This is a genomic window from Streptomyces sp. NPDC001137, assembly GCF_040298885.1.
Taxonomy (GTDB): Bacteria; Actinomycetota; Actinomycetes; order Streptomycetales; family Streptomycetaceae; genus Streptomyces.
This window is the reverse complement of record NZ_JBEPBA010000005.1, coordinates 238825-261098: the sequence shown is the minus strand read 5'-3', so window position 1 is coordinate 261098 and position 22274 is coordinate 238825. Positions and strand designations below refer to the sequence as shown.

Genomic DNA, 22274 nt, shown 5'->3' with positions numbered 1-22274 from the left:
GGGTAGGGCCCCGGCCATGACGCAGCAGCCCTTCGAACTCCCGCACTTCTACATGCCGTACCCCGCGCGGCTGAACCCGCATGTCGACGAGGCGCGTGCCCATTCGACCGAGTGGGCACGGGGGATGGGCATGCTGGAGGGGTCCGGGATCTGGGAGCAGTCCGACCTCGACGCGCACGACTACGGACTCCTCTGCGCCTACACCCACCCCGAGTGCGACGGCCCCGCCCTCTCCCTGATCACCGACTGGTACGTGTGGGTCTTCTTCTTCGACGACCACTTCCTGGAGACCTTCAAGCGCAGCCAGGACCGCGTCGGCGGCAAGGCCTACCTGGACCGGCTGCCCTTGTTCATGCCCCTCGACCTCGCCACTCCCGTACCGGAGCCGCAGAACCCGGTCGAGGCCGGGCTCGCCGACCTGTGGGCACGCACCGTGCCGTCGATGTCGGTGGACTGGCGCCGCCGCTTCGCCGTGGCGACCGAGCACCTTCTCAACGAGTCCCTGTGGGAGCTGTCCAACATCAACGAGGGGCGGATCGCCAACCCCGTCGAGTACATCGAGATGCGCCGCAAGGTGGGCGGCGCCCCCTGGTCGGCGGGGCTCGTGGAGTACGCGACCGCCGAAGTCCCGGCATCCGTCGCGCAGTCGAGGCCGCTCAGGGTGCTGATGGAGACGTTCTCCGACGCCGTCCACCTGCGCAACGACCTGTTCTCCTACCAGCGCGAGGTCGAGGACGAGGGCGAGAACAGCAACGGCGTGCTCGTTCTGGAGACCTTCTTCGACTGCACCACCCAGGAGGCCGCCGACACCGTCAACGACGTCCTCACCTCCCGCCTCCACCAGTTCGAGCACACCGCCCTCACCGAAGTGCCGGCACTGGCCCTGGACAAGGGCCTCACCCCGCACGAGGTCGCCGCCGTCGCCAAGTACACCCAGGGACTTCAGGACTGGCAGTCCGGCGGCCACGAATGGCACATGCGCTCCAGCCGCTACATGAACGCCCGCGCGCAGACCACGCAGCCGTGGCACGGTCTGACCGGCCCGGGGACCTCAGCCGCCGATGTCGGCGCCCTGCTCGCGGCGGCCGGCGCCGAGCGCCTGCGCGCCTACACGCATGTGCCGTACCAGAAGGTCGGCCCCTCCCTTCTGCCCGACTTCCACATGCCCTTCGAGGTCCAACTCAGTCCCCACCTGGAGGGAGCCCGGCAGCGCCTCACCGGCTGGATGCACGCCATGGGCATGCTCCAGGAGGGCGTCTGGGACGAGGACAGGCTCGCCGCCGCCGACCTCCCGCTGTGCTCCGCGGGCCTCGACCCCGACGCGACACCCGAGGCCCTCGACCTCAGCTCGCAGTGGCTCGCCTGGGGCACGTACGGCGACGACTACTACCCGCTCGTCCACGGCCACCGCCGTGACCTGGCCGCCGCCCGGCTGACCACCCGGCGCCTGTCGGACTGCATGCCCGTCGACGGCGAGGAGGCCCCCGCCCCGCTGAACGGCATGGAGCGCGGCCTCATCGACCTCTGGGCGCGCACCACGGCGCAGATGACCCCCGAGCAGCGGCGCACCCTCAAGGACTCGGTGAACGTGATGACCGAGAGCTGGGTGTGGGAGCTGTCCAACCAGCTGCAGAACCGCATCCCCGACCCGGTCGACTACCTGGAGATGCGCCGCGCCACCTTCGGCTCCGACCTCACCCTGAGCATGTGCCGGATGGGCCACGGCCCCGCGGTCCCGCCCGAGGTCTACCGCAGCGGCCCCGTCCGCGCCCTGGAGAACGCCGCCATCGACTACGGGTGCCTCATCAACGACGTCTTCTCGTACCAGAAGGAGATCGAGTACGAGGGCGAGATCCACAACGCGATCCTCGTCGTGCAGAACTTCTTCGGCATCGACTATCCGACCGCACTCTCCGTCGTCCACGACCTGATGACCCAGCGCATGCGCCAGTTCGAACACATCGCCGCACACGAACTACCCGTCGTCTACGACGACTTCACCCTCTCCGCCGAGGGGCGCGAGGCGATGGACGGCTATGTGAAGGACCTGCAGAACTGGATGGCGGGCATCCTCAACTGGCACCGGAACGTGGACCGTTACAAGCCGGAGCAGCTGGCCCGCCGCACTCACGGCTTCCTCCCGGACCGCCCCGCCGTCGTGACCGTGCATTGAACTTTTTCGTGCGGAACGGGACATTCAGGGAACTTGGGCGAGGCGTCGGGAGTCTTCTGAGGTAAGGGGAACAGACAGACCACAGAACACGGGGGTGTTCGAGCCTTGACCGACATCATCGAGAGGATCACCGAGGGCGGCACGGGGGAGACGGCGCCGACTCCGGACGAACTGACACCGTACGTCACGCCGTTACCCGTCCCGCCCGTCGTGCGTCCCGGATCCGGCGACGTCCTGCGGGAGACGGAGATCGCCGTGCGCCCGACCTGGGTCCGGCTGCACCCACAGCTTCCGCCGACCCTGATGTGGGGGTACGACGGGCAGGTGCCGGGCCCGACCGTCGAGGTGCGCCGCGGACAGCGCGTCCGCATCGCCTGGACCAACCGCATTCCCAAGGGCAGCGAATACCCGGTCACCTCGGTGGAGGTGCCGGTCCGCGCCCCCGGCACCCCGCCGCCCACCACCGAGCCCGGCCGGGAGGGCGTCGAGCCCGACAAGGATGTCGCCGCCCTGCCCGCCTGGTCGGTGACACACCTGCACGGAGCCCAGACGGGCGGCGGCAACGACGGCTGGGCGGACAACGCTGTCGGCTACGGCGACGCCCAGCTCTCGGAGTACCCGAACGAGCACCAGGCGGTGCAGTGGTGGTACCACGACCACGCCATGAACATCACCCGGTGGAACGTGCACACGGGCCTGTACGGCACCTACCTCGTCCGTGACGACGAGGAGGACGCGCTCGGACTGCCCTCCGGGGACAGGGAGATCCCGCTGCTGCTCGCCGACCGGAACCTCGACACGGACGAGGACGGCCGGCTCAACGGACGGCTGCTGCACAAGACGGTGATCGTCCAGCAGCAGAACCCGGAGACGGGCAAACCGGTCTCCATCCCGTTCACCGGCCCGTACACGACGGTCAACGGCCGGATCTGGCCGTACGCCGAGGTCGACGACGCCTGGTACCGCTTCCGGCTCGTCAACGCGTCCAACGCGCGCATCTACAGCCTCGTCCTCGTCGACGAGGACGACAACCCGGTGCCGGGTGTCGTCCACCAGATCGGCAGCGACGGCGGACTGCTGCCCCGCCCGGTCCCGGTCGACTTCGACGACGCGCTGCCCACGCTGACCGCGGCCCCGGCCGAGCGCTTCGACCTGCTCGTCGACTTCCGCGGCCTCGCGGGCCGGACTCTGCGCCTGGTCAACAAGGGCCGCGGACAGGCACCGGGCGTGCCCGACCCGGTGAACGACGTGCGCTACCCCGCGGTCCTGGAGTTCCGGGTGGGCGAGGGCGGCTGCACGGACACCTTCGAACTGCCCGAGGTGCTCTCCGGCTCCTTCCGCCGGCTCACCCACGACATCCCGCACGGTCACCGTCTGATCGTGCTCACCCCGCCCGCCACCAAGGGCGGGGGCGGACACCCGGAGATCTGGGAGATGACCGAGGTCACCGACCCCGGCGACATCCAGGTCCCCACCGACGGCATCATCCAGCTCAAGGGCCCGGACGGCACGACGAAGACGTACCGGCGCACATCGCGGACGTTCAACGACGGCCTCGGCTTCACCATCGCCGAGGGCTCCTACGAGCAGTGGAGCTTCCTGAACCTCGCGCCGATCGTCCACCCGATGCACATCCACCTGGCCGACTTCCAGCTGCTGGGCCGGGACGCGTACGACGTCTCGGGCTTCGACCCGGCGGTGGGCGGCACACGGGCCCCGATCGCGTTCGACGCGGGCACGCAGATTCCGCTGGCGCCCAACGAACGCGGCTACAAGGACGTCTTCCGGGTGCCGGGCGGTCAGATATTGCGCGTCATGGGCAAGTTCGACGGCGCGTACGGCCGGTTCATGTACCACTGCCACCTTCTGGAGCATGAGGACATGGGCATGATGCGGCCCTTCGTCGTGATGCCCGAGGAGGCGATGAAGTTCGACCACGGCGGCGCGCACGGCGGCCACGGCGAGGGCCACACCGGCTGACCGCCGCGGGCCGTCGCAGTCTCACTCGTTCGTGGCTCGTCGGGCGCCGGGGCTCCGGGTAGAGCTCCAGCCGGAGGCGATCCATGGAACAGACTGCGTTGCGTCCCAAGCCGATGCCCGGTGGGGAGCCCGGCGACGGCACCGAGACCCGGCCCGTCCGACGCCCGCACGCCGCGCGCCGGCGCGGCCGACGGCTCAGGGCCGCACTGTTCGGCCTGCTCGTCGGCACGGTCCTGGTGCTGTCCGGAGTCGGTCTCGGCACGGTCGGCGCCACGGTGATCGGCATGAGCAAACTCGCCGACCTGCAACGCCGGGCGCAGGCCACCCCGTCGGCCGGGGCGCACCCCGGTCCGTCGTCCCCGCCGGCGTCGGCGTCACCGGCGCCCGCCGCCGCGACCCTGGGCCTGGAGGCCGTGGACGCGTACAGGGCGGGCGCCCTGGTCGTCGGCGTCCACGTGCCCGGCCCGGGCTATGCGGCGGGGCTCGTCCGGGGAGACGTACTCCTCGCGTTCGGCAGGACCCGCATCGACTCGGCCGCCGACCTCGCACGAGCCGTCGCCCGGGCCCGCCCGGGCGTCGGCATCACACTGACGGTCCGTCACCGCAGCGGCGGCTACCAGCAGTTGACGGCGGTGCCCGGCGTCGTCACGTGAGCATCCGGAAGTGAGTGGTGAGCCACCCCGCGATCTCCGGCCGCCGCTCCAGCAGCGCCGCGAACATGGTGTCCGGCCCCCGTCGAGCGGCGGGAAATCACTGGTCCCCGTCCACGGAGTGGGCCACGATGGGCCACATGCTGAGCACCCTTCTCGCCTTGCTCGGCGCCTGCACCCTGATCGCCGCCTCGCCCGGCCCCAGCACGGTGCTGATCATCAAGCAGTCGCTGCGCAGCCGCCGCTCCGGCTTCCTGACCGTGCTCGGCAACGAGACCGGCGTCTTCGTCTGGGGCGTGGTCGCCGCGTTCGGGCTGACCGCGCTGCTCGCGGCCTCCCAGGTGGCGTACGACGTGCTGCGGATCGCCGGTGCGGTCGTCCTGGTCGGTTTCGGCATCCAGGCGCTGCGGCAGGCGCGGCGCACCGACCGGGCCCCGGACGGCTGGGAGGGCACCTGCCCGATGGGGGTACCTCCCACGCCCTCAAGGCAGTGGGGGAGGTGGGTCTCGCCGCGCTCTGGGCGGCCTACGAGGTCGGCTACTACGGCCTGTACGTGTGGTTCGTCGGCCGGATGCGGGCCGTCCTGTCCCGCGCAGGGGTGCGCCGACGCCTGGAGCAGGTCTCCGGGGGCGTGCTGCTGCTCCTCGGCGTCCGCCTCGCCCTGGAGAGCTGACGCCATGGCCGACGCGGCAGCCGAAAGAGCGGCAGACCGGTCGCGCCGCCCCCGCGGTACGGGCAGGATGCTGCCCGTAGTCCCTTGTGGTCCCTTCACCCGCCCAGGGAGGCCCGGATGACCGGCAGTACGCGCGCGCCCTTCACCGCCGACGACTACCGGGACCGGATGGACCGCGCCGCGCGGGCCGCCGCCGACGCCGGTCTCTCCGGGCTGCTGGTGGCACCCGGGCCGGACCTGGTGTGGCTGACCGGCTATGCGCCCACCGCGGTCACCGAACGGCTCACCCTGCTGGTCCTCGTCCAGGGACGCACCCCCGTCCTCGTCGTCCCCACTCTGGAGGCCCCGGACGCCGCACAGGCCGCCGGCGCCCCCGCCCTGGCCCTGCGCGACTGGACCGACGGCAAGGATCCCTACGCCGCGACCGCCGCCCTGCTGGCGGGCACCGGCCGTTTCGGCATCAGCGACAACGCGTGGGCGATGCATCTGCTCGGACTGCAGCGCGCGCTGCCCGGCACCGACTACGCGTCCCTCACCGACGCCCTGCCGATGCTCCGCGCCGTCAAGGACCCGGTGGAACTGGAACTGATGGCGGCCGCGGGAGCGGCCGCGGACGCGGCGTTCGAGGAGATCCGCAAGGTTCCCTTCGCCGGACGCAGGGAGTCCGACGTCGGAGCGGACCTCGCCGACCTGCTGCGTCAGTTCGGCCACTCGCAGGTCGACTTCACCATCGTCGCCTCCGGCCCGAACGGCGCCAACCCGCACCACGAGGTCGGCGAGCGCGTCATCGAACGCGGCGACATGGTCGTCCTCGACTTCGGCGGACTCAAGGACGGCTACGGCTCCGACACCTCCCGCACCGTCCACGTCGGCGACCCCACCGAGGAGGAGCGCCGGGTGCACGACCTGGTGCGCGAGGCCCAGGAGGCGGGCTTCCGGGCGGTCAGGCCCGGCGTGGCCTGCCAGGAGGTCGACCGCGCCGCCCGCGAGGTCATCGCGGAGGCCGGGTACGGCGAGTACTTCATCCACCGCACCGGGCACGGCATCGGCGTCACCACGCACGAGCCGCCGTACATGATCGAGGGCGAACGGCAGCCGCTCGTGCCCGGCATGTGCTTCTCCGTCGAGCCCGGGATCTATCTGCCCGGCCGCTTCGGCGTGCGCATCGAGGACATCGTCACGGTCACCGAGGACGGCGGCCGTCGCCTCAACAACACCGACCGCGAGATGGTCATAGTGGACTGAACGACCCCAGGAGCCCCAGCACACCTTCGAGTGACAACGGCGCGACCATGACCCAGGCACCGACACCCACCGCGGACACCGTCCGCCGGCTGGTCAGTTCTCTGATCAAGGAGGGCACTACAAGGGGGGCCGGCGGACCCGAGGTGCGGCCCGTCGCCGAGGGCGGCGAGCACTCCACCTGGTGGGTCGGCACCCGCCATGTGCTACGGCTCGCCCCGGACCGCGAGGCCGCCCTGCGCCAGCGCCGCGAACTGCGCCTGCGCGACCTCGTACGCCCGCACCTGCCGGTCGCCGTCCCGACCAGCGTGGCGCACGGCGAGTGGGCACCCGGGCTGACGTACACGCTCGACACCAAGGTGCCCGGCGGGACGGCGGAGCAGCACGACGTGTCCGCCGTCGGTGAGGCCGATCTCGCGGGGCTGCTCACCGGGCTGCGCGAGGTGCCCGCACGGCAGGCCGAGACGCTCGGTGTCCCGCGTACCGCCCCGCGCTCCCTGGAGGCGCTGCGCCGGGCCGCCGGGCGCGCCGCCGAACGCCTCGCCGCGGCCGACGAGTTCGATCCCGGCCGCCTGAACCAGCTCACCCCGCAGGCAGCCGTCCAGCTCGCCGCGCAGCCCGGCACCGCCGTTCTGGTCCACCACGACCTCAAGGGCGAGCACCTCGTGGTCAGCGCCGACGGGCGGGTGCGCGGCATCCTCGACTGGACCGACGCGGCCGTCGGCGACCCCGCCGAGGACATCGCCGGCCTCGCGATCGCGGTCGGCTCACCCGCCGCCGTCCGCGCCGCCACACTCGCCGGCTACGCCGCCCGCCCCTGCCTCCGCGGCCTCTGGCTGGCCCGCTGCGACACCGTCGTACGCCTCGCCGAACACCTCCAGAGCCAGGACACCGGCCCCCTGCCCCTGCTCAGGCTCCAGCTCCGACGCGCCTGGGAGGCGATCCTCCTGGAGAGGGTGACGGAGTTCCGGGACGAGGACGCGGACGAGGAGGTCTAGGCGGCCCCGGCGAAGTCCGGTGCGGTGGCAGGACGGCCCCGCGGACGACGGACGGCCGGTCGCGGCACGGCCCGCGGAGCGCCCGGCAGCCCGTCACGCCTGCAGCAGCACGACGGCCGACTCCCCGGGCACATGCAGCACCCCGTCCGCACCCGGCGGCTCGACGGGCTCCCATGCGGCGAGTACGTCCGCGTGGCGGGGGCCCAGGGGGATCGCCGCGGGCTCCTTGGCGAGGTTCACGGCGACGCGGACGTCCCCGCGCCGGAAGGCCAGCCAGCGCTCCTGCTCGTCGAAGGCCACCTTGGTGTCGGCGAGGTCGGGATCGGTCAGATCGGCCTGCTCGTGCCGCAGGGCGATGAGCCTGCGGTACCAGTCCAGCACGCGCGCGTGGGGCTCGTCCGCGAGCTCCGCCCAGTCGAGACAGGAGCGGTCGCGGGTCGCCGGGTCCTGTGGATCCGGGACGTCCTCCTCGGCCCAGCCGTGCGCCGCGAACTCCCGCCGCCTGCCCCGCCGTACGGCCTCGGCGAGCTCCGGATCGGTGTGGTCGGTGAAGAACTGCCACGGCGTACCGGCCGCCCACTCCTCGCCCATGAACAGCATCGGGGTGAAGGGCGCGGTGAGCGTGAGGGCGGCGGCGCAGGCGAGCAGGCCGGGGGAGAGCAGAGCCGACAGACGGTCGCCCTGGGCGCGGTTGCCCACCTGGTCGTGGGTCTGGCTGTAGCCCAGCAGCCGGTGCCCGGCCACCCGCGTGTTGTCGAGGGGGCGCCCGTGGTGCCGGCCGCGGAAGCTGGAGTACGTGCCGTCGTGGAAGTAGCCGCGGGTCAGGGTCCGGGCCACCGCGGCGAGCGGAGCGCGGGCGAAATCCGCGTAGTAGCCCTGGGACTCGCCGGTCAGCGCGGTGTGCAGGGCGTGATGGAAGTCGTCGTTCCACTGCGCCTGCAGCCCGAACCCGCCCTGTGTCCGGGGTGTGATGAGCCGCGGGTCGTTGAGGTCGGACTCGGCGATCAGGAACAGCGGTCGGCCCAGCTCGGCCGCGAGGGCGTCCACGGCCGTCGACAGTTCCTCGAGGAAGTGGCACGCGCGCGTGTCCGCCAGCGCGTGCACCGCGTCCAGGCGCAGCCCGTCGATGCGGTAGTCACGCAGCCACGCCAGCGCGCTGCCGAGCAGAAACGCCCGCACCTCGTCCGAGCCGGGAGCGTCCAGATTGACGGCGGAGCCCCAGGGCGTGTGGTGCGTGTCCGTGAAGTACGGGCCGAACGCGGGCAGGTAGTTGCCCGACGGCCCGAGGTGGTTGTGCACGACGTCCAGGACCACGCCCAGGCCGAGTTCGTGCGCCCGGTCGACGAACCGTTTCAGCGCCTCGGGTCCGCCGTACGGCTCGTGCACGGCCCACAGCGAGACGCCCTCGTAACCCCAGCCGTGCCGGCCCGGGAAGGGGCACAGCGGCATCAACTCGACGTGGGTGACGCCCAGTTCGACCAGATGCCCGAGCCGCTCGGCGGCCGCGTCCAGGGTGCCCTCGTGGGTGTACGTGCCCACATGGAGCTCGTACAGGACCGCGCCCGGCAGCGGGCGCCCGGCCCACTCGGTGCGCCATGCGTACCGGTCGTGCTCGACGACCGCGCTCAGCCCGTCCGGGCCGTCCGGCTGCCGGCGCGAACGCGGGTCGGGCAGCACGGGGCCGTCGTCCACCGCGAACCCGTACCGCGAGCCGTCCCGCGCCGCGGCCTCCGTCCGCCACCAGCCCTCCCGGTCCGGATCGCGCTCCAACGCGCCCGTGGCGCCGTCGCACTGGAGCGTCACTCGGCCGGCCTGCGGTGCCCACACCTCGAACTGCACGGACGGTTCCCCTTCGTCTGCTCACCGTGATGTAGCCCGTCCATGGTGCTTCAAACGAGATCAATCCGCTTTTGAATCACCCCTTTTACGGCGGGTGTCGTCAGGTACGCGCGCGTGGCGGCCGTTTTCTCGTTTTCTGGACACCCGGGGTTCACTGCCCGACAATCACCAACGTGACGTCGTCCTTCGAGTTCAACACGTACCCCGCGCGGCTGTCCGACGTGGAGCGCGACAAGGCGCTGAAGGTGCTGCGTGACGGCGTCGCCATGGGACGGCTCTCGCACGACACGTTCATCCGCCGTATGGAGCTGGCCCTCACCGCCCGCCGCTCGGAGGAGCTCGCCGCACTCACCGCCGACCTGCCGCAGGAGAGCCGCGTCGCGCGCCTGGTGCTCGGCACGGTGGAGGCGGTCTCCGGCTTCACCGTACGGCTGCGCAGGGCCTGGCAGGCCGAGCGCCTCCCCAAGCTGCTGCTGCCCCACCCGGCGGGCGGCCACCCGCTGCGCATCGGCAGGGATCCGGCCAACGGGCTGCGCCTCACGCATGAAACGGTGTCCCGGGTGCACGCCGAACTCAGCCGCCAGGGCGGCATGTGGGTGCTGCGCGACCTCGGCTCGACCAACGGCACGACGGTGAACGGCCGGCGGGTCATCGGAGCCGCCGTCGTCCGCGAAGGCGATCAGGTGGGCTTCGGGCGGATGGCGTTCCGGCTCGCCGTCGGCTGAGGCGCGACTGATTCACGCCTTAGCTTTGGCCTGAGCATGACACTGCGTTGACGTGGGGTGATGGTGTAAATCGCTTTCCCCTCCGTGGTGTTGACGTACCCCTCAAGTCGTGACTGACTGTGCGTACGCCATGTACATCAGGTGAACCGACGGCGCCACATTGTGGAGGTGTGCCCTGCCGCCCCTCCTCCGCTACCCGACCGTCGACGAGCTCGGCGCGCGGGCGGCAGCACTCGTATCCCGCCGTCCGGGCGACGCCCGTCTGCGCCGCGTCGGCACCTCGCGCGCGGGCACCCCCATGTGGCTGCTTTCCGTCGGTCACGGCAGCCGTCAGGCCCTCGTCGTGGCAGGACCCCACGCCAACGAACCCGTCGGCGGCGCCACCGTGCTGCGCCTGGCCGAACGGGCGCTCGCCGACCCCAGCTTCACCGAGGGCGCCGACGCCACCTGGAACCTGCTGCTGAGCCTGGACCCCGACGGCCTGCGCCGCAACGAGGGCTGGCTGCCAGGCCCGTACACCCTCGGCCGGTACTTCCGGAACTTCTTCCGGCCCGGCTTCCTGGAACAGCCCGAATGGCTGCCCGACGGCGCGGCGGGCGCCGCCCTGCCGGAGACCCGCACCCTGCTCGACCTCCAGGACGAACTGCGGCCCTTCCTGCAGTGCTCGCTGCACGGCGTCGACGTGGGCGGCGGCTTCGTGGAGCTCACCCACGACCTGCCGGGCCTCGCGGGACGCGTCGCGCACACCGCCGCACGCCTCGGCATCCCGCGCGAACTCGGTCCCTACGACACCCTGTACTGGCCGAGCCTCGGGCCCGCCGTCCACCGCATCCCACCTCCCCGCCTCGGAGACCTGGCCGCGGCCATCACCGAGGCGGCCGTCGAGTCGACCTGGTTGCACCCCTACCCGCACGGCACGGTCACGGCCGTCGTCGAGGCGCCCATGTGGGGCGTGGCGGCCGTGGAGGACGGCTCTCCACCCGCCGACGCGGCCGCCGTGCTGCGCACGGTCAGCCACACGCTGCGCCACGACAGCGGGCTCCTGGAGGTGCTCCTCGCGCGGCTGCGGCCCCATCTCGCAGGCATGCCGGACGCGGCCCGCCTGCTCGCCCCGGTGGACGACTATTTACTGGTCTGCCCCGGGCTCGCCGACGCATGGGATCCCGACGTCGCCGACGGGGCCCGCCCCCTCCCGCCGCTGAGCACCGCCCACCTCGTCGCCCTGCGCATCGCCGGACGAAGGCTGGCCCTGCGCACCGCGGGGCTGCTGCACCAGCTCGTGACCCGCGCCGGCCGCGACCCGGCCGGTGTGCTGCCGGACCTGGACCGGCTCATCGACGACTGGTGCGCCGACTACCGCGAGGGCATGGGGGCACGCTGGATCCCGGTCGCGCGCCAGGTGGAGTACCAGTCGCGCGTGGTGCTCGCGGCGTTCGAGCTCGCCCTGCGGGACGCGCCCGCGTGCTCCCGTTCGGGTGAGTCGGGGTGGGGTTCCCAGGCCGCCGTGCCGATGCATCGGGAATGACGATCAGCACCACAGTGAAAGCGGTACGGGGCTCGCTGCTGGCGGCCGCCCTCCTCGCCGGCGGCGCGGCCCCGGCCCAGGCGGCGTCCCCGGGTTTCCCGCCGACCGACTGGCTCTACCTCACGGTCACCAAGGGCGACGCCCGGTCCCCGCACACGCGCGACACCCTGCTGCTGTGCGACCCGCCCCAGGGGCATGCGCGAGCGGCCGACGCGTGTTCGGAGCTGGCGGCGGCGGACGGCGACATCGCCCGCATCCCGTCGAAGAAGAACATCTTCTGCCCGATGATCTACGCACCGGTGACCGTCCACGCGCGCGGGGAGTGGAGCGGGCGGCGGGTCGAGTACACCCAGACCTTCTCCAGCGCCTGCGTCATGGCCGGCCGCACCGGATCGGTGTTCGCGCTGGACGCCTGACGGCGACACCGCGGCGGGCAGCCTGCCGCGCGCGTGCCGGTCCCCGGGTCAGGCCGCCCGGTCGCGCGCGTGCAGCGCCGCCGCGAGGACCGTCCGGGACTGGTGCTCGACCTGGTGCTCCAAAGGCACCCAGCGGGCGCGGAAGCGCTCCGCGAAGGAGTCGCTCCAGGTCGCCACCAGCCGTTCCAGGCCCGGTGCCGCCCGGTCGTCCGCCTCCTGCAGGACGCGCAGCAGCATGGCCGCCGCCCGCAGCGGCAGGCGGCGGCCGAACGCGTCCACACTGCCGACGTACGCCATCGTGTTGTCGGCGGGCGGTGTGTGCACCCAGTCCGCGGCCAGGCCGGGGACCAGCTCCAGCGCCCACTTGGCGGCCCGCAGCAGCGGACCGTCGAGGCCCTCAAGACGCGGCAGCGCCTCGGCGAGCACCCGCTCCACCTCCAGCGCGTCCCGCAGCAGCCGGCGTGCCAGCCGGCGCATCGCCGCGGCCGGAGCGGGATGCGGAGCGGGGTCGTCCACCAGGTCGCTGGCCCACATCGGCACCTCGACCACCGCCGTCAGACCGCCGTGGCGGTGGGTGGCGTACCAGGTGCTGTGGCGGGCGTCGTCCGGCATGCTCGGGTACGCGGCGCCCGCACCGGGGGAGGGCATCACATGCACCCCGGGCCCGGACGCGGCCCAGCCAGCGGCGTCCGAGGCGCCCGTCTCCACCGGGATGTGCAGCTCGGCCGCGGACTTGGCGAACGGCTCGGCGAGACCCGGTATGTCCTTGGTCAGCTGGACCCAGCTGCCCCCCAGGTCGGTCCCGTGCAGGGTCGCCTGGAGGTAGGGGCGCAGCTCGTCGATGACCCGGGTCAGGGCGCGGGTCTCGGGCGGCAGCCGGTGCGGCGGCAGCACCGACGGCGACCACTCCGGCTGCTCCTCGGCCGCCGGTCGGAAGAACCCCAGGTGGTAGTCGAAGAGGCTGCGCGGCGCCGGGGTGCGGTGCAGGCTCGCCCCGTCGGGGTCGGCGCACAGCAGGAAGTGCCAGGAGGTGTCGGCACGCAACTGCCGCTCGGAGACCACCCGTTCGGCGAGCGCGAGCAGTGTGGAGCCGCCGGTCGGCTCGTTGGCGTGGGCCCCCGCGACGACGAGCACGGCACGGCGGGCATGGCCCACGGACAGCAGGTGCAGGGGTCTGCCCGCCCGGGAGGCGCCGACCTGCCTCAGGGTGCACAGACCGGGTCTGTGAGCGACCAACGCGCCCGCGGACGCGATGAGTTGAGTCAGGGTGGGGTAGCGCAGCTGCGGCAGGAGACTCACCCCCGTCACGTCCGCCCGGCTTCGCAATCCGCAGTACCCCACGGTCAAGGTGAAGTGTCAATAACGCCTGGGGGGAGGCTCCAGGGGGCGCCCGGGTGCATTCACCGCCCACGACAAGGGGCATTGCTGCCGAAGGGGGGCGCGGACGACCGGCGCTCACTGCGGGTGCGGCCCGCGTCCGGCCAGGGTCGGGAAGGTCCCGCCGACCGCCTCCGGCAGCGTCGGGTGCGGGTGGATGTGGCGGGCCACGTCCGGGCCCACCAGGTGCACACCGAGCACCTGCCCGCCGGTGACCTCCGCACCCATCGAGCGGTGGAGCGAGGCGTACTCGACGCCGATCGCGCCACCGCCGAGCACCAGGGCTCGCGCCGGCAGACCCGGCGCGAAGAGCGCGTCGTCGCTCGTCACCACGCGCCGGCCGTCCGGCTCGAGCCCCGGGAGCATGCGCGGCCGCGAGCCGGTGGCCAGGACGATCCCCCGGCGTGCGGCGAAGTCCCGCACACCCGGCGCGATTTCACCGGCGAGGCCCTGTAGATGTACCGTGCGCGCCCCGTCAGCAGGGCGTTTCCCCGCACGACCCGTACGCCGACCTGCGCGAGGTGCGCCTCCACGCCCCGGTGGTCGCGGGCCACCGACCGGCGTCCTGGCCGCGGTTGGGGAGGCCTGTCTCCCCGGCGGGGTGAGCAGGGTTCCCCGTGGTTCGACAGCGCCCCCATGAGGGGCGCGGGACTGTATCGACAGGCGGCTCCGCCGCGTGGGCGCGACAAGCCACGACGCGGCCGCAGACGACCGACAGCCCTCGCACCCGCGGCAAGGCCGCAAGGAGACAGCCCGCCAAGGCTCAGTCCGCGGCGACCCGCTCCAGCAGCACCACCGGCAGCCGTTCGAAAAGTTCCTCCACGCGCGCGTGCCCCTCGAACTCCCGCCCGGGAGACAGCACATCGGACCAGCGCCCGCCCGGCAGCGGCAGCACGGTGTCCCGCCAGCCGCCCGCCTCCGCCAGCCGCAGCGACAGCCGCGTCACGGCGGTGACGACCTCTCCGGAGCGCGCGAACGCCACGCAATGGCCCGCCGCCGGCCCCTCGGCGGTCAGCGGTGCGTACGTCGCCGCGTCCCCGAAGGCGCCGGGCCGCCGCGCGCGAAGCCGCAGCGCCGCCGCGGTCACCAGACCCTTCTCACCGGGGTCCGCGGAGGGCGGGAACCGCACCGGACGCCGGTTGTCCGGGTCCACCAGCGCCAGGTACTCGCCCTCGGTGCCCTGGTAGACGTCCGGCACTCCCGGCATCGTCAGCTGGACCAGGGCGGTGCCCAGCACGTTCGCCCGGATGTGGGGCTCCAGCGCACGGCGGAGGGCCAGCACGTGCTCGCCAGGGGCCCCGCACGGGCCCGCCGAGACGAACGCCGCCACCGCCTCCTCGTAGGCGGGCTCCTGCTCCGTCCAGCTCGTGAGCAGCCCCGCCTCGCGCACATGCTTCAACAGGGCCTGCTGAACACGCTCCTCGGCCGTCGCACCGAGCCCGAACACCGTCTGCCACGCCGCCCACGCCACCTGCGCGTCCGGCACGCCCTCTCCCGCGCGCGTCACCTCCGCCAGCACGTCCGCCCAGCGCTGCGGGCACTCGGTGAGCAGGGCCAGCGCCGCCCGTACGTCGGCACTGCGCTTCGTGTCGTGCGTCGACACGACCGTCCCGGTCGCCGGCCAGTCGCGCTGCACGCGCGCGCAGTAGGCGTGGAAGTCCTCCGGGGACACCGCCGGGCTCCCCGGGTTGCCGCCCACCTCGTTCGCCGACAGCAGCGGCACATAGCGGTAGAACGCCGTGTCCTCCACGGACTTGGCCCGCAGCGCGGACGCGGTCTGCGCGAACCGCGCCCGGAACTCCACGTGGTCGGGCCCGTCCCCGTGACGCCCGAGGACCAGATCCCGTACGACGTCGACCGCGCCGGACTCCTCCGGGACGACGAAGGCGAGCTTGGCCTCGGCCGCGGCCTCCTCGGTGACCACACGGGCCGCGTCCCCGGAGGCGTACGGCCGGTAGACCTCCAGACGGACCAGCAGCTCCTGCAGGGCCGTACGCAGCGCCCAGGGAGCGCGGTCGCGCAGGGCGGGGTCCGGCGCGGCGGCGCACAGTCGGCTCGCCACCCGCGTCAGCCGGTCCATCTCGGTGGCCAGCTCGTGCGTGAGCACCTTGTACGCCGCCCGCCGTACCGTCGCCGCCCACTCGCCGCCGCGGTCGGTCTGCGGGGCCGCGAAGCGGCGGTACTGGCCGAGGAGTTCCCCGAACCCGGCAGGATCGGTGAAGAGGCCGTCGATGTGCCGCAGAGCGTCGTAGCCGGTGGTGCCCGCCACGGGCCAGGAGGCCGGCAGGGGCTCCCCGTCCGACAGGATCTTCTCCACGACCGTCCAGCGGCCGCCGGTCGCCTCGTGCAGCCGCCGCAGATACGCGTCGGGGTCGGCGAGCCCGTCGGGATGGTCCACCCGCAGTCCGTCGAGCACGCCCTCGTGCAGCAGCTGAAGGATCTTCGTGTGCGTGGCCTCGAACACCTCCGGGTCCTCTACCCGCACCCCGATGAGCTCCGAAATGCTGAAGAAACGCCGGTAGTTGAGCTCGGTGCGGGCCAGCCGCCACCACACCGGCCGGTACCACTGCGCGTCCAGGAGCTGCGGCAGCGGCAGCTCCTCGGTGCCCTCGCGCAGCGGGAACACATGGTCGTAGTAGCGCAGCACGTCACCGTCGACCCGCAGCTCACCGACGACCGAGCCGAGCGGTCCGCCCAGCACCGGCAGCAGCACCTGGCCGCCCTGCGCCTCCCAGTCGATGTCGAACCAGCGTGCGTACGGCGACTTGGGGCCCTCCCGCAGCACCTCCCACAGCGCGCGGTTGTGGCGCGGAGCCATCGCCATGTGGTTCGGCACGATGTCCACCACCAGACCGAGACCCTGCTCCCGCGCGGTGCGCGCCAGCGTGCGCAGCCCCTCCTCGCCGCCCAGTTCCTCACGCACGCGCGCGTGGTCCACGACGTCGTAGCCGTGCGCCGAGCCCGGTACGGCCTCCAGGACGGGGGACAGGTGCAGGTGCGAGACGCCGAGCGAGGCCAGGTACGGCACGGCGGCGGCCGCGGCCGCGAACGGGAACTCGGGCTGCAGCTGAAGCCGGTAGGTGGCCGTGGGCACCGGGGGATCGGGTCGCTCAGGTGTCATGCAAACCTACGTACCCGCCCTGCCGCCCTTCGTGTCATCGTCCCCTGCACGAGTGCACGCACGCGTGGCTGCCGACGGCCACGATCCGGTTCGGCAGCGGGCTGCCCGGCACCCGCACCAGGGAGTCGCTGGTGGGGCGCCTCGCCGACCGGCACGGCCGGCGGGACGCCTTCTCGCGAGCGCTCGCCGCACTCGTCGCCGGGCCCTCGCCGGTCTGTCCATCGCACTGCCGGCGCTCGTCGGGGCGGCGGCGGGCGCGACCGTGCCGCTGATCGGCCCCTGGGCCGCGCCCGTCGGATGGCGCTGGCGGCCGTGCAGGTTGCCTGCGGGCCCCTGGGCGGGGTGGCTCGCCGACCGGTACGGCGAGCGGAGGGTCGTGCTCGCGTTCTCTCTCGCCAACGCGGCCGCGATCGCCGCGCTCGTCGCCGGGGCCCTCGCAGGTGTCTCCGTCGCGCTGCCGGCGCTCCTCGGGGCGGCGGGCGCGACCGTGCCGCTGATCGGCCCCCTGTGGCCCCCGGCCCGTTGGTCTCCTTCGAGAGCACCCTCGACCAGATCTCCTTCGTCCCGGGCCCGGCCCTGGTCGGCCTGGTCGCCGTACCCGCGGCAGCGGCTTCGCACTGCACCCGACGGCGAGGGCGACACGGCGCGGCGGCCGTCCGGCCCGCAGCGCCACGCGCTCCCGCCCCGCATGCCCCGCTCCGTCCACCCCAGGGCGTGATGCGTGCGGTGGCGGGCCTCTCCATGGGCACGTGCCCGCACGCATCCCCCTCACCGTCCGCCGACCGAGCGATGGCGTTCGCGGCGAGTGCGCTCGTCGGCGGGCAGGCCCTCGCGGTCGCCGTCACCGGCCGCCCCGCCGAGTCGTACGGCCCCCGCCCCCTTCGCCGCGGCGAGCACGGCGGCCGTGCTCGCCTGCGCGATCGCCCTCACGGCGCGCCCGACCTCGTACCCCGGGCCCACCGGACCTGGGCTCCACGCGCGCGTACCCGCGAACGAAAGGTCTAGACCGGTCGTTGCAGCACCGTCAGGCTCCGGTCCACCAGCGTCAGCCGGTCGCCCGCCTGTACCTTCGGGCCGGTGTGCGGTGGCACCCCGTCCGGGCGGGCGGTGTCGACCACCACCTCCCACTGGCGGCCGTGGTTGACGGGCACCACGAAGTCCAGCGTTTTCGGCGAGGCGTTGAACATCAGCAGGAACGAGTCGTCGGTGATGCGCTCCCCGCGCGTACCCGGCTCGGAGATCGCGTTGCCGTTCAGGAACACCGTCAGTGCCGAGGCCGGCGCCGAGTCCCAGTCCCGCTGGGTCATCTCCTTGCCCTCCGGCGTGAACCAGGCGATGTCCGACAGCTCGTCATGGGTGCCCTCCACCGGCCGCCCGTGGAAGAAGCGGCGCCGACGGAAGACCGGATGGTCCTTGCGCAGCCACACCATCGCGCGCGTGAAGGCCAGCAGCTCGCTGTCGGCCCCGTCCTCCTCCGCGTCCGGATCCGCCCATTTCACCCAGGCCAGCTCGTTGTCCTGGCAGTACGCGTTGTTGTTGCCGCGCTGGGTGCGCGCGAACTCGTCGCCGTGGCTGATCATCGGCACGCCCTGGGAGAGCATCAGCGTGGCGACGAAGTTGCGCATCTGGCGCGCCCGCAGCTTCAGCACCTCGGCGTTGTCGGTCTCGCCCTCCTCCCCGCAGTTCCAGGACCGGTTGTGGCTCTCCCCGTCCCGGTTGTCCTCGCCGTTGGCCTTGTTGTGCTTCTGGTTGTAGGAGACGAGGTCGTGCAGGGTGAAACCGTCGTGACAGGTGACGAAGTTGATCGAGGCGAGCGGGCGGCGCCCGTCGTCCTGGTAGAGGTCCGAGGAGCCGGTCAGCCGGGACGCGAACTCCGCGAGCGCTCGCTGCTCGCCGCGCCACAGGTCGCGTACCGTGTCGCGGTACTTGCCGTTCCACTCGGTCCACAGCGGCGGGAAGTTGCCCACCTGGTAGCCGCCCTCGCCGACGTCCCACGGCTCGGCGATCAGCTTCACCTGGGAGACCACCGGGTCCTGCTGCACCAGGTCGAAGAACGACGACAGCCGGTCCACCTCGTGGAACTGCCGGGCCAGGGTCGCCGCCAGGTCGAAGCGGAAGCCGTCGACGTGCATCTCGGTGACCCAGTAGCGCAACGAGTCCATGATCAGCTGCAGGACGTGCGGGGACCGCATGAGCAGCGAGTTCCCGGTGCCCGTGGTGTCCATGTAGTAGCGCGGGTCCTCGGTGAGCCGGTAGTACTGCGGGTTGTCGATGCCCTTGAAGGACAGCGTCGGCCCCAGGTGGTTGCCCTCGGCCGTGTGGTTGTAGACGACATCCAGAATGACCTCGATGCCCGCTTCGTGCAGCGCCCGGACCGCCGACTTGAACTCCAGGACCTGCTGGCCGCGGTCGCCCCAGGAGGCGTACGCGTTGTGCGGGGCGAAGAAACCGATCGTGTTGTAGCCCCAGTAATTGTTCAGGCCCATGTCGACCAGCCGGTGGTCATTGACGAACTGGTGGACCGGCATCAGCTCCAGCGCTGTCACGCCCAGCTCCACCAGGTGCTCGATGATCACCGGGTGAGCGAGTGCCGCGTAGGTGCCGCGCAGCTCTTCCGGCAACCCGGGATGCTGCATCGTGAGGCCCTTCACATGGGCCTCGTAGATCACCGTCTCGTGGTAGCCGCGCCGCGGGAGCCGGTCGTCGCCCCAGTCGAAGTACGGGTTGACCACGACCGACGTCATCGTGTGCGGCGCCGAGTCCAGGTCGTTGCGCCGGTCGGGCGCGTCGAAGTGGTAGCCGTAGACCTCCTCGCCCCAGCGGATGGAACCGCTGATCGCACGCGCGTACGGGTCGAGCAGCAGCTTCGCCGAGTTGCAGCGCAGGCCGCGCTCGGGGGCGTACGGGCCGTGCACGCGGAAGCCGTAACGCTGTCCCGGCATGATGCCGGGCACGTACGCGTGCCGTACGAATGCGTCGCTCTCGCGCAGTTCCACCGCCGTCTCCGAGCCGTCGTCGTGCAGCAGACACAGCTCTACTCGGTCCGCGGCCTCCGTGAAGACCGCGAAATTGGTGCCGGCGCCGTCGTACGTGGCACCGAGGGGATACGCCTCGCCAGGCCAGACCTGCATGGACACGACTCTTTCAGGTGGAGCGCGCCCCAGGGGGCGCCTTGGCGTCGAGTGTCCCCGAAAGTGATGGAACCACCTATGACTTACGTCCCTCTTACCGGGCGACCTGTGCATACGCCGTATGGCAAGGCCGTATGCCAATCAGTGGGGCAGAAAAGTACTCCTGGGGATGAAGAGGGAGTAGGGGGCAAATGTGCGCAAGATAGTGCACCGCCATCTGGGCAAGGTGGTGGCCGGTGCGGCCATAGCGGTGGCCGGGACTGCCGTGATGGTCGGGATCACGCTGCCGGGGACGGCGGGGGCCGACGATTCGGGAGGGACCAGCCAGGCCCAGCAGGCGGCCCAGGCGAACGGCACGCCCGCTCCGGGCGTCGTCGAGCAGGCCCCGGCCGAGGGCGAGAAGGGCAAGGGTCTCGACCCGCTGACCGACGACGAGACGAAGCGCGTCGAGAAGATCGCGCTGAGCCCGCAACTGCTGAACTCCGGTGAGAACGTCAAGGGGGCCCGCGGCCCGCAGCGCCTCACCGTGGAGCTGACCGAGCCGGACACCGACCAGCCGGACGGCGCGAACGCGACCCGGCGCGCGGACGTGACGTTCTACGACTACCGCAGCGACAGCGTCGTCACCAAGACCGTCAACCTGGACACCGGCAAGGTCGAGGAGACGAGCACCCAGCACGACGTCCAGCCGCCGCTCAGCATCGCCGAGCAGACCGAGGCGGCCCGGCTGCTGATCGCCGACCCGCTGGGCGCGGGCCTGAAGGCGGACTACAAGGACGCCACGGGCAAGCAGCTCACCTCCCCGGACCAGCTGACGCTCACCAGCATGGTGTTCCGGGCGACCCCGGGCGTGAAGCCGGCCGAGCTCGGCAAATGCGGTGAACACCGCTGCACCCGGCTCTTCCCGAAGGTCAAGAACGGTGCCTGGATCGACACCCGGGACTTCGTGATCGACCTGAGCGCCCGCAAGGTCGTCAAGCTCGGCTGAGCCGGGCTCCGTTCACTTTTCACACCTGCTTCTCCTGTGAGGGAGTCACCTCGTCATGCACGTCAACAGAGACAGCCGTGCCCGCCGCAGCGCGCTGCGCAGGCGGGCCCTGGTGGGCCCGCTCGCGGTCGGGCTCGCCCTCGGCGGCACGGCAGCGGCACCGGCCTTCGCCGACCACAAGGAGGCGGCCGCCGCCGCGGCCCCCCAGTGCAGCGCGGCCTACCAGATCGAACAGAAGCTCTCCACCGGCACCACCTGGCGGATGTGCTGGCGCTTCGAGAGCAGATCCGGGGTCATCCTGGACGACATCTCCTACCAGCCGCCCGGCGAGTCCCAGCCGATCAAGGTCCTCAACAGCGCCAAACTCGCCCAGATAGACGTTCCGTACGACGACGGCAGCGTCGAGTACAACGACGTCACGGACTACAACTTCGGCGACGGCCTGCTGAACCTCACTCCCGACGAATGCCCGGGCGGCACCATCAAGACGGTCAAGGTCGCGACGCCCTTCTACTCGGACTCGTCGGACGTCAACGGCCTGTGCGCCACGACCCGTTCCCGCGGCCACGCCTACCACCTGCTGTCCGACGCGGGCAAGACCTACCAGGCGCAGGGCAAGGACCTGCTCCTCTACACGGTCAACAAGGTCGGCTGGTACGAGTACATCACCGAGTGGCGCTTCCAGGACGACGGCACGATGACCATGAACGCCGGCGCCACCGGAAGCCTCTCGCCCGACGACTACGACGCGGGCGACGGCCGCGGCTGGCCCATCGGCAAGGGCGCCAAGGCCTACGCCACCAGTCACAGCCACAACATCTTCTGGCGGCTCGACTTCGGCCTCGACGGCTCTTCCAAGACCAAGGTCGAGCAGTACGACTCCAAGGTCAGCGCCCCGGTGGGCAGCCAGCAGGCGCCGACCAACAAGACGACCCTCACCAAGGTCACCAAGGAACTCGCGGGCGACGCCAAGGACATGCGCTGGTGGCGCGTGGTCAGCACGGCCGGCAAGAACAAGGACGACCACCCGCGCTCGTACGAGATCGTCCAGGGCCCCACCGCGAAGTACCCGGGTCGCAGCTTCACCAGCCACGACGTGTACTTCACCGAGTACAACAAGTGCGAGCAGTACGCCAGCGGCAACCCGCTCAACTGCGGTGCCGGGCACGGCAAGTCCGTGGACAAGTGGATCAACGGGCAGACCCTCACCCACCCCATCGTCTGGGTGAACGTGGGCTTCCACCACATAGCCCGGGACGAGGACCAGCAGCCGATGCCGGTCCACTGGCAGGGTTTCTCCATCGCCCCGCGCGACGTCACGGCTATGAATCCGCTCACTCCGGCCGCTTTGGCCGCTCAGAACGGGCACTGGCACTAAGGCAGTTGAGAATCGACCTGTCCATCCGGCTGCACCGCTGACTGCTCCCGGAGTACCC

General features: G+C 72.0%; 16 protein-coding genes and 2 pseudogenes. 12 read left to right on the top strand and 6 right to left on the bottom strand.

The window, feature by feature from the left end; genetic code table 11:
- The first annotated feature begins 16 nt into the window (after positions 1–16).
- From cyc2 to ABT254_RS12415, 6 genes and pseudogenes are all read left to right on the top strand, one after another.
- The gene (cyc2, locus tag ABT254_RS12445; RefSeq protein WP_351467528.1) at positions 17–2173 is read left to right on the top strand and encodes a germacradienol/geosmin synthase Cyc2; all 2157 of its coding nucleotides are present in this window, start codon (positions 17–19) and stop codon (positions 2171–2173) included.
- A 105-nt stretch (positions 2174–2278) separates the two neighbouring features.
- Positions 2279–4153 carry an O-aminophenol oxidase PhsA gene (gene phsA, locus ABT254_RS12440; RefSeq protein WP_450748281.1) on the top strand — a complete coding sequence of 625 codons (1875 nt, stop codon included), beginning with the start codon at positions 2279–2281 and terminating at the stop codon, positions 4151–4153.
- An 83-nt stretch (positions 4154–4236) separates the two neighbouring features.
- Positions 4237–4806 carry a PDZ domain-containing protein gene (locus ABT254_RS12435; protein WP_351467525.1) on the top strand — a complete coding sequence of 190 codons (570 nt, stop codon included), beginning with the start codon at positions 4237–4239 and terminating at the stop codon, positions 4804–4806.
- Between the two features lie 137 nt (positions 4807–4943).
- Positions 4944–5476: pseudogene (locus tag ABT254_RS46520) on the top strand (LysE family translocator).
- 117 nt (positions 5477–5593) lie between these two features.
- Entirely contained in the window at positions 5594–6721 is a 1128-nt protein-coding gene (locus ABT254_RS12420; protein WP_351467522.1) for a M24 family metallopeptidase, read from the top strand.
- Positions 6722–6768: 47 nt separating this feature from the next.
- Positions 6769–7716 (top strand): aminoglycoside phosphotransferase family protein, encoded by a 948-nt coding sequence (locus ABT254_RS12415; RefSeq protein WP_351467520.1) that lies wholly within the window; start codon positions 6769–6771, stop codon positions 7714–7716.
- 93 nt (positions 7717–7809) lie between these two features.
- Here the strand turns inward: ABT254_RS12415 and treZ are convergent, their stop codons facing one another.
- The gene (treZ, locus tag ABT254_RS12410) at positions 7810–9555 is read right to left on the bottom strand and encodes a malto-oligosyltrehalose trehalohydrolase (protein ID WP_351467517.1); all 1746 of its coding nucleotides are present in this window, start codon (positions 9553–9555) and stop codon (positions 7810–7812) included.
- Between the two features lie 173 nt (positions 9556–9728).
- On the opposite strand from treZ, the gene ABT254_RS12405 reads away from it, so the two are divergent.
- From ABT254_RS12405 to ABT254_RS12395, 3 genes are all read left to right on the top strand, one after another.
- The gene (locus ABT254_RS12405) at positions 9729–10280 is read left to right on the top strand and encodes an FHA domain-containing protein (protein ID WP_351467514.1); all 552 of its coding nucleotides are present in this window, start codon (positions 9729–9731) and stop codon (positions 10278–10280) included.
- A 160-nt stretch (positions 10281–10440) separates the two neighbouring features.
- Positions 10441–11805, top strand: coding sequence for a M14 family zinc carboxypeptidase (locus tag ABT254_RS12400; RefSeq protein ID WP_351467511.1), 1365 nt, complete (start codon positions 10441–10443; stop codon positions 11803–11805).
- Entirely contained in the window at positions 11802–12221 is a 420-nt protein-coding gene (locus ABT254_RS12395; RefSeq protein ID WP_351467508.1) for an SSI family serine proteinase inhibitor, read from the top strand. The genes ABT254_RS12400 and ABT254_RS12395 overlap by 4 nt, the downstream gene beginning before the upstream one ends.
- Positions 12222–12269: 48 nt before the next feature.
- On the opposite strand, the gene ABT254_RS12390 is transcribed toward ABT254_RS12395, so the two are convergent.
- The 3 genes and pseudogenes from ABT254_RS12390 to treY form a co-directional block, all read right to left on the bottom strand.
- The gene (locus ABT254_RS12390; protein WP_351467506.1) at positions 12270–13520 is read right to left on the bottom strand and encodes a M14 family zinc carboxypeptidase; all 1251 of its coding nucleotides are present in this window, start codon (positions 13518–13520) and stop codon (positions 12270–12272) included.
- 234 nt (positions 13521–13754) lie between these two features.
- A pseudogene (locus ABT254_RS12385) lies at positions 13755–14152 on the bottom strand (FAD-dependent oxidoreductase); the annotation flags it as partial.
- Positions 14153–14361: 209 nt separating this feature from the next.
- Entirely contained in the window at positions 14362–16719 is a 2358-nt protein-coding gene (treY, locus tag ABT254_RS12380; RefSeq protein ID WP_351467504.1) for a malto-oligosyltrehalose synthase, read from the bottom strand.
- A 52-nt stretch (positions 16720–16771) separates the two neighbouring features.
- On the opposite strand from treY, the gene ABT254_RS12375 reads away from it, so the two are divergent.
- Positions 16772–17437: a hypothetical protein gene (locus ABT254_RS12375; RefSeq protein WP_351467501.1), complete on the top strand. Its 666-nt coding sequence runs from the start codon at positions 16772–16774 to the stop codon at positions 17435–17437.
- 50 nt (positions 17438–17487) lie between these two features.
- On the opposite strand, the gene ABT254_RS12370 is transcribed toward ABT254_RS12375, so the two are convergent.
- A complete protein-coding gene (locus ABT254_RS12370) occupies positions 17488–17649 on the bottom strand; it encodes a hypothetical protein (RefSeq protein WP_351467498.1) in 162 nt (53 codons plus the stop codon).
- A 71-nt stretch (positions 17650–17720) separates the two neighbouring features.
- A complete protein-coding gene (glgX, locus tag ABT254_RS12365; RefSeq protein ID WP_351467495.1) occupies positions 17721–19850 on the bottom strand; it encodes a glycogen debranching protein GlgX in 2130 nt (709 codons plus the stop codon).
- 193 nt (positions 19851–20043) lie between these two features.
- Here glgX and ABT254_RS12360 point away from each other — a divergent pair, with 193 nt between their 5' ends.
- Positions 20044–20838 carry a Tat pathway signal sequence domain protein gene (locus tag ABT254_RS12360; protein ID WP_351467492.1) on the top strand — a complete coding sequence of 265 codons (795 nt, stop codon included), beginning with the start codon at positions 20044–20046 and terminating at the stop codon, positions 20836–20838.
- Positions 20839–20893: 55 nt separating this feature from the next.
- A complete protein-coding gene (locus tag ABT254_RS12355) occupies positions 20894–22216 on the top strand; it encodes a copper amine oxidase (RefSeq protein ID WP_351467489.1) in 1323 nt (440 codons plus the stop codon).
- Positions 22217–22274 lie beyond the last annotated feature (58 nt).